The organism is Ruegeria sp. K11 (assembly GCF_056531905.1).
Genome location: NZ_JBQFMP010000011.1, coordinates 137,957 through 144,392, shown reverse-complemented (window position 1 = coordinate 144,392; position 6,436 = coordinate 137,957). Strand labels below are relative to the sequence as shown.

General features: G+C 60.6%; 6 protein-coding genes. 4 read left to right on the top strand and 2 right to left on the bottom strand.

Annotation, left to right across the window (positions count from 1 at the left end; translation table 11 throughout):
- Positions 1-109: 109 nt before the first annotated feature.
- Positions 110-1,942 (bottom strand): dihydroxy-acid dehydratase, encoded by a 1,833-nt coding sequence (gene ilvD, locus ACR0K4_RS17755; protein ID WP_480521653.1) that lies wholly within the window; start codon positions 1,940-1,942, stop codon positions 110-112.
- A 107-nt stretch (positions 1,943-2,049) separates the two neighbouring features.
- On the opposite strand from ilvD, the gene ACR0K4_RS17750 reads away from it, so the two are divergent.
- From ACR0K4_RS17750 to ACR0K4_RS17735, 4 genes are read left to right on the top strand one after another with little or no spacing between them, the layout of a single operon-like run.
- Complete coding sequence (locus ACR0K4_RS17750) at positions 2,050-2,613, top strand: helix-turn-helix domain-containing protein (protein ID WP_480855042.1); 564 nt, start codon at positions 2,050-2,052, stop codon at positions 2,611-2,613.
- Entirely contained in the window at positions 2,610-2,882 is a 273-nt protein-coding gene (locus ACR0K4_RS17745; protein ID WP_480855040.1) for a CBU_0592 family membrane protein, read from the top strand. The genes ACR0K4_RS17750 and ACR0K4_RS17745 overlap by 4 nt, the downstream gene beginning before the upstream one ends.
- A gap of 59 nt (positions 2,883-2,941) precedes the next feature.
- Positions 2,942-3,796 (top strand): 3-mercaptopyruvate sulfurtransferase, encoded by an 855-nt coding sequence (sseA, locus tag ACR0K4_RS17740; RefSeq protein WP_480855039.1) that lies wholly within the window; start codon positions 2,942-2,944, stop codon positions 3,794-3,796.
- Positions 3,796-4,980, top strand: coding sequence for an amino acid aminotransferase (locus tag ACR0K4_RS17735; RefSeq protein ID WP_480855038.1), 1,185 nt, complete (start codon positions 3,796-3,798; stop codon positions 4,978-4,980). The genes sseA and ACR0K4_RS17735 overlap by 1 nt, the downstream gene beginning before the upstream one ends.
- A gap of 107 nt (positions 4,981-5,087) precedes the next feature.
- On the opposite strand, the gene ACR0K4_RS17730 is transcribed toward ACR0K4_RS17735, so the two are convergent.
- Positions 5,088-6,413, bottom strand: a complete 1,326-nt coding sequence (locus ACR0K4_RS17730; RefSeq protein ID WP_480521658.1) for an ammonium transporter — start codon at positions 6,411-6,413, stop codon at positions 5,088-5,090.
- Positions 6,414-6,436 lie beyond the last annotated feature (23 nt).

The following is a 6,436-nucleotide window of genomic DNA, read 5'->3' as shown; positions in this document are numbered from 1 at the left end:
GTGTGCTCTTCCGATCTCCGCGCTTTGCGCGGCGCCCGGCCCAATGCCGCAAGGGGTATCGGCGGAGCCGATGGCACGCAGCGGGTGCGGGAGTGCCCCCGTTTTGGCTTTACACCTGACGGACCGCGCCTTTGGCGGCACTGGTGGTCAGCTTGGCATAGGCTTTGAGCGCGGTTGACACTTTGCGCTTGCGCGGTGCGGCAGGCTGCCAGCCGATTTCATCCTGCGTTTCGCGCCGGGCGGCCAGTTCCTCATCGGAGACGGCCAGATGGATCGTTCGGTTGGGAATATCGATCTCGATCCTGTCGCCGGTTTGCACCAGCCCGATCTCACCACCTTCGGCGGCCTCCGGCGAGACATGACCGATGGACAGACCCGAGGTGCCGCCCGAGAAACGCCCGTCGGTCAGCAACGCGCAAGCTTTGCCCAGACCTTTGGATTTCAGGTATGAAGTCGGGTACAGCATCTCCTGCATCCCCGGTCCGCCGCGCGGACCTTCGTAGCGGATGACGACCACGTCGCCTTCTTTCACCTTGCCGGTCAGAATGTCGTTCACCGCCTGATCCTGACTTTCGCAGACATAGGCCGAGCCGGTGAATTGCAGGATATTCGCGTCCACGCCCGCCGTTTTTACGATACAGCCGTCGCGCGCGATGTTGCCGAACAGCACGGCCAGACCGCCATCCTGACTGAACGCGTGTTCCTTGGACCTGATCACGCCGCCCTCGCGGTCTGTGTCCAGTTCCTTGTACCGGTTCGATTGGCTGAAGGCCTGAGTCGTCCGTACGCCACCCGGCGCGGCCTTGAACAGGTCCTGGGCCTTTGGGTTGTTGGCGACCTTGATGTCCCAATTGGCAATCGCTTCGCCCATCGTGCCGGAGTGGACTGTATTGCAATGCTCATGAAACAGCCCCGCGCGGCTAAGCTCGCCAAGGATCGAGAAAATACCTCCGGCGCGGTGCACGTCTTCCATATGCACGTTTTCGGTGTTGGGCGCGACCTTGCACAGGCATGGGACGCGGCGGCTGAGGCGATCCATGTCCTTCATGGTGAAATCGACCTCGCCCTCATGCGCGATGGCCAACAAGTGAAGCACGGTGTTGGTCGAGCCACCCATGGCGATATCCAGCGACATGGCGTTTTCAAACGCATCAAACGTGGCGATCTCGCGCGGGAGGAAACCTTTTTCGTCCAGATCATAATGGCGCTTGGTGATCTCGACGATACGGCGACCGGCCTCAAGGAACAACTCTTTCCGGTCTGAGTGCGTAGCCAAGGTCGAGCCGTTGCCCGGCAGGGCCAGACCCAGCGCCTCGGCCAGACAGTTCATCGAGTTCGCGGTGAACATGCCCGAGCACGACCCACAGGTGGGGCAGGCATTTTCTTCGATATGTTGGACCTGCTCATCGGTGAACCGGTCATCGGCGGCGGCGACCATGGCGTCCACAAGGTCGATCTTCTTGGCGTCCAGATCGGCGATGTCGATCTTGCCCGCCTCCATTGGCCCGCCCGAGACAAAGATCGCTGGGATGTTCAGACGCATCGCGGCCATCAGCATGCCGGGGGTGATCTTGTCGCAGTTCGAGATGCAAACCATCGCATCCGCACAATGAGCGTTGACCATGTATTCCACCGAATCCGCGATGACCTCGCGCGAGGGCAGCGAATACAGCATCCCGTCATGACCCATGGCGATGCCGTCATCCACCGCGATGGTGTTGAATTCCTTGGCAACGCCGCCCGCAGCCTCAACCTCGCGCGCGACCATCTGGCCAAGGTCCTTCAGGTGAACGTGGCCGGGCACGAATTGGGTGAACGAGTTGACGATGGCGATGATCGGCTTGCCGAAATCGTCGTCGCCCATGCCCGTGGCGCGCCACAGGCCGCGCGCACCGGCCATATTGCGGCCATGGGTTGAGGTTCTGGAACGGTAGAGTGGCATGATGCTGTTTCCCTATTGCCTCGGGTTGCATGTCTTCAGGTTTGTGCGTTATAGCGCACGTATCACATGTGCGCTATAACGCACAAGAGGATTCGGAAGACGACGATATGGCACCGGACGAGATTACGCTGAAACTACGGGACGTGCGGGCGGCCTCGGGGCTGAGCCTGTCGAAAGTGGCTGAGTTGACCGGCGTGAGCAAAGCCATGCTTGGCCAGATCGAACGCGGCGAATCCAGCCCAACGATCGCAACCTTGTGGAAGATCGCCAAAGGGTTTCAACTGCCGCTCAGCGCACTGATTGACCCCGTGAGAAGCGAGGCCACGGTGTTTCAGACGGTCACCTTCCCGGGCAGTATCGAGGTCAAAATTGTCTTTCCCTATGACCCTGCGCTGGGGGCCGAGACCTTTCACGTCAGCCTGCGCCCGAACCAGAGCCACGAGTCGCCCGCCCACGCGGCAGGCGTGACCGAAGAGGTTTTTGTATTGTCCGGAGTGCTCGACATTCTGCGCGGTCAGGACTGGGTGCCTCTGCAGGCCGGACAGGGCTTGCGTTTTGCCGCTGACATACCCCATGGATACCGCGCGGGCGCGCAGGGTGCGGTGTTTCTGAACATGCATCACTACGCCCAGAACAACGAGTATTCTGAAAACGGCACGGCGCATTCATGACGACATTCTTTGACAGCCTGACCATCGCTGACGCTATCGGCTCATTCGGGGCGCTGATCGTGGTGGCCGCGTATTTTGCGACGCAGATGCGGATGATGAATTCCGACGATCTGGCTTTTCCGGTAGTCAACCTGCTGGGGTCGGTGCTGATCGTCTATTCTCTGATCCACAATTTCAATCTGGCCTCGATGCTGATCGAAGGGTTCTGGATTCTGATCAGCCTGATCGGGATTATTCAGTATTTCCGGCTGCGTCGGGCCCCGGAATAGGTTGAACCTGTTTCCCTGCCCGTATAGGGAAAAATCAAGCTCGCTCAGGGGAGGCTTTGATGCAGGACGATCCGAAAACCCTCGTATCCACGGACTGGCTGGCCGCACATCTCAAGGACCCCGATCTGAGGGTTCTGGACGGGTCATGGTACCTGCCCGCGCAGAACCGTGATGCCAGGGCCGAGTATGACGCAGCCCATATCCCCGGCGCGCGGTTCTTTGACATCGACGATATCTCGGACCACCGCTCGGACCTGCCGCATATGGCCCCTCCGGTTGAGAAGTTCATGTCGCGCCTGCGGGCGATGGGCGTGGGCGACGGCCATCAGGTGGTGGTCTATGACGGGGCCGGGCTGATGTCTGCCGCGCGCGTCTGGTGGCTGTTCCGGCTGATGGGTCAGGATAATATCGCCGTGCTGGATGGCGGTTTCCCGAAATGGCAGGCCGAAGGGCGCGCGATCGAAGACCTGCCGCCGGTGATCCGCGACCGCCATATGACCGTTCGCGTGCAGAACCATCTGGTGCGCGACGTAACGCAAGTGTCAGCCGCTGCCAAGCTGGGCGATCATGAGATCATCGACGCCCGCGCGGCCGACCGCTTTGCCGGGGCCGCGCCCGAGCCGCGCGAGGGGTTGCGCTCGGGTCATATTCCGGGTTCGCGCAACGTGCCTTTTGGTCAATTGCTAAATAAGAACGGCACGATGAAGTCGCCCGAAGACTGTCGCGCCGTGTTCGAGGGTGCCGGGGTCGACCTGTCGAAACCCGCGATCACCTCCTGCGGCTCGGGTGTAACTGCCGCGATCCTCAGCCTTGCGTTGGAACGCATGGGCAAGAAAGACCACTCGCTTTATGACGGCTCCTGGGCTGAATGGGGTGCCTTCCCGACCCTGCCCGTCGCAACCGGAGAGACCTGATGTTTGAGAACCTCAAACCCCAACCTGCCGACAAGATTCTGGCGCTGATGCAGATGTACCGCGACGACCCGCGCGATCAGAAGATCGATCTGGGCGTCGGCGTCTACAAGAATGCCGAAGGCGTGACCCCCGTGATGCGCGCGGTCAAAGCCGCCGAGCGCCGTCTGGTCGAAGAGCAAGAGACCAAAGCCTATACCGGTCTGGCCGGTGATCCGGCTTTTGCCGATGCGATGATCGGTCTGATCCTCGGGACGTCCGTGCCCCGCGCCAATATCGCCGCCGTGGCAACGCCGGGCGGCACCGGGGCCTGCCGTCAGGCGTTCGAGATGATCCGCATGGCCAACCCTGAGGCCCGCGTGTTCGTGTCGAACCCCACATGGCCGAACCACCTGTCGATCCTGAATTATCTGGGCATGGAGACGGTCCAGTATCGCTATTTTGATGGCGAAACCCGCGGCGTCGATTTCGGCGGCATGATCGCCGATCTGAAAACCGCCAAGGCGGGCGATGTCGTGCTGCTGCATGGCTGCTGTCACAACCCGACCGGGGCCAATCTGAATTTGGTCCAGTGGCAGGAAGTTGTGAACGTCATCAACGAACTTGGCCTCGTCGCGATGATCGACATTGCCTATCAGGGCTTTGGTGACGGTCTGGAAGAGGATGCGCAGGCGACCCGACTGGTGGTCTCATCCGTCAAACGGTGTCTGATTGCGGCGTCCTGTTCCAAGAATTTTGGAGTGTACCGTGAACGCACGGGCCTGTTGATGGCGATCAGCGATGATGCAGCGCAGACCGCGCTGAACCAGTCTACGCTGGCCTTCCTGAACCGTCAGAATTATTCCTTCCCCCCCGATCACGGCGCACGCGTGGTGACCACGATCCTGAACGACGACACCCTGCGCGCCGACTGGGCTGCTGAACTGGAAGAAGTACGGCTGTCCATGCTGGGTCTGCGTCAGAACCTGGCCGATGAATTACAGCGCCTCAGCGGCTCGGACCGGTTCGGGTTCATTGCTCAGCATCGCGGAATGTTCTCGCGTCTGGGGGCGGCCCCGGAACTGGTCGAACAACTGCGCAACGATCACGGCATCTATATGGTGGGCGACAGCCGCCTGAACATCGCCGGTCTGAACGCCAATACCGTTCCGGTTCTGGCCAAGGCGATTGTAGATGTCGGCGTCTGATCCCGGCCATCGCAAACCAAAAGCCGCGCCTTTCAGCGCGGCTTTTTTGTTGCAAGACGAAAAAGGCCGGGCGCAAATGCCCGGCCTCTGACTTGTTTTCTCAGATCTTAACCCTTGGAGAATTCCGGGTAGGCTTCCATACCCAGCTCGCCCATATCCAGACCGTTGATCTCTTCTTCCTCGCCAACCCGCAGGCCAACGGTGGCCTTGAGGATCGAGAACAGGATGAAGCTGACCACGAAGACAAAGATGCCGATGGCCGCAAAGCCGATGATCTGGGTCACGAAAGACGCGTCGCCGTTGGTCCAAGCCACGATGAACGTACCCCAGAAGCCTGCGATCAGGTGAACCGGGATGGCACCGACCACGTCGTCGATCTTCATACGGTCCAGCATTGGGACAGTGAAGACCACGATCACGCCACCGATTGCACCGATGATCAGCGCCTGGAACAGCGACGGAGCCAGCGGTTCAGCGGTGATCGAGACCAGACCGGCCAGCGCGCCGTTCAGCACCATGGTCAGGTCGACCTTGCCATACATAACCTGCGTCAGGATCAGACAGGCGACGGCACCAGCTGCAGCTGCCATGTTGGTGTTGGCGAAGATACGGCTGATATCGGCCATGTCACCGATGGTTCCCATGGCCAGCTGCGAGCCGCCGTTGAAGCCGAACCAACCCAGCCACAGGATGAACGTGCCCAGAGTGGCCAGCGCCAGATTCGAACCGGGGATCGGAACAACCTTGCCCTCTTTGTTGTACTTGCCGATCCGCGGGCCCAGTACGATGGCACCGGCCAGCGCAGCAAAACCACCTGCGGCATGGACCAGAGTCGAGCCTGCGAAATCGCTAAAGCCCATCTCGGACAGCCAGCCGCCGCCCCACTGCCAGGACGCCTCGATCGGGTAGATGACGCCGGTCAGGACGATCACGAAGATGAAGAAGGGCCACAGCTTGATCCGCTCGGCCACGGTGCCCGACACGATCGAAGCGGTGGTGGCGCAGAACATCAGCTGGAAGAAGAAGTCCGAGCCGACAGAGGCATAGGACAGATCGGTTTCAACACCCGCAAGGCCTACCGGCTCTAGCGATGTGGGCGAGATCGAGCCGAAGATACCGGGGATGATCCACGCATCGCCGGGATACATCAGGTTGAAGCCCACCAGCCAGTACATGATGGCGGCAAAGGAAAAGAGGCCCATGTTTTTGACCAGCTGCATGGCCACGTTCTTGGACCGCACCAGACCAGCTTCGAGCATGGCAAATCCGGCTGCCATCCAGAACACCAGAAAGCCGCCCATCAGGAACAGCAGCGAAGTCAGGATATATTGCGTGTGCTGCGCGGTCTCGCCGGCGGCGGCCTCTTGCGCAAGGCCCATCTGCGGCAGCGCGACAATCGCGGCAGCAGGAATGAGGGATTTCATCAGGTTCATGTGTCTTCCTCGGATAGTGTTGA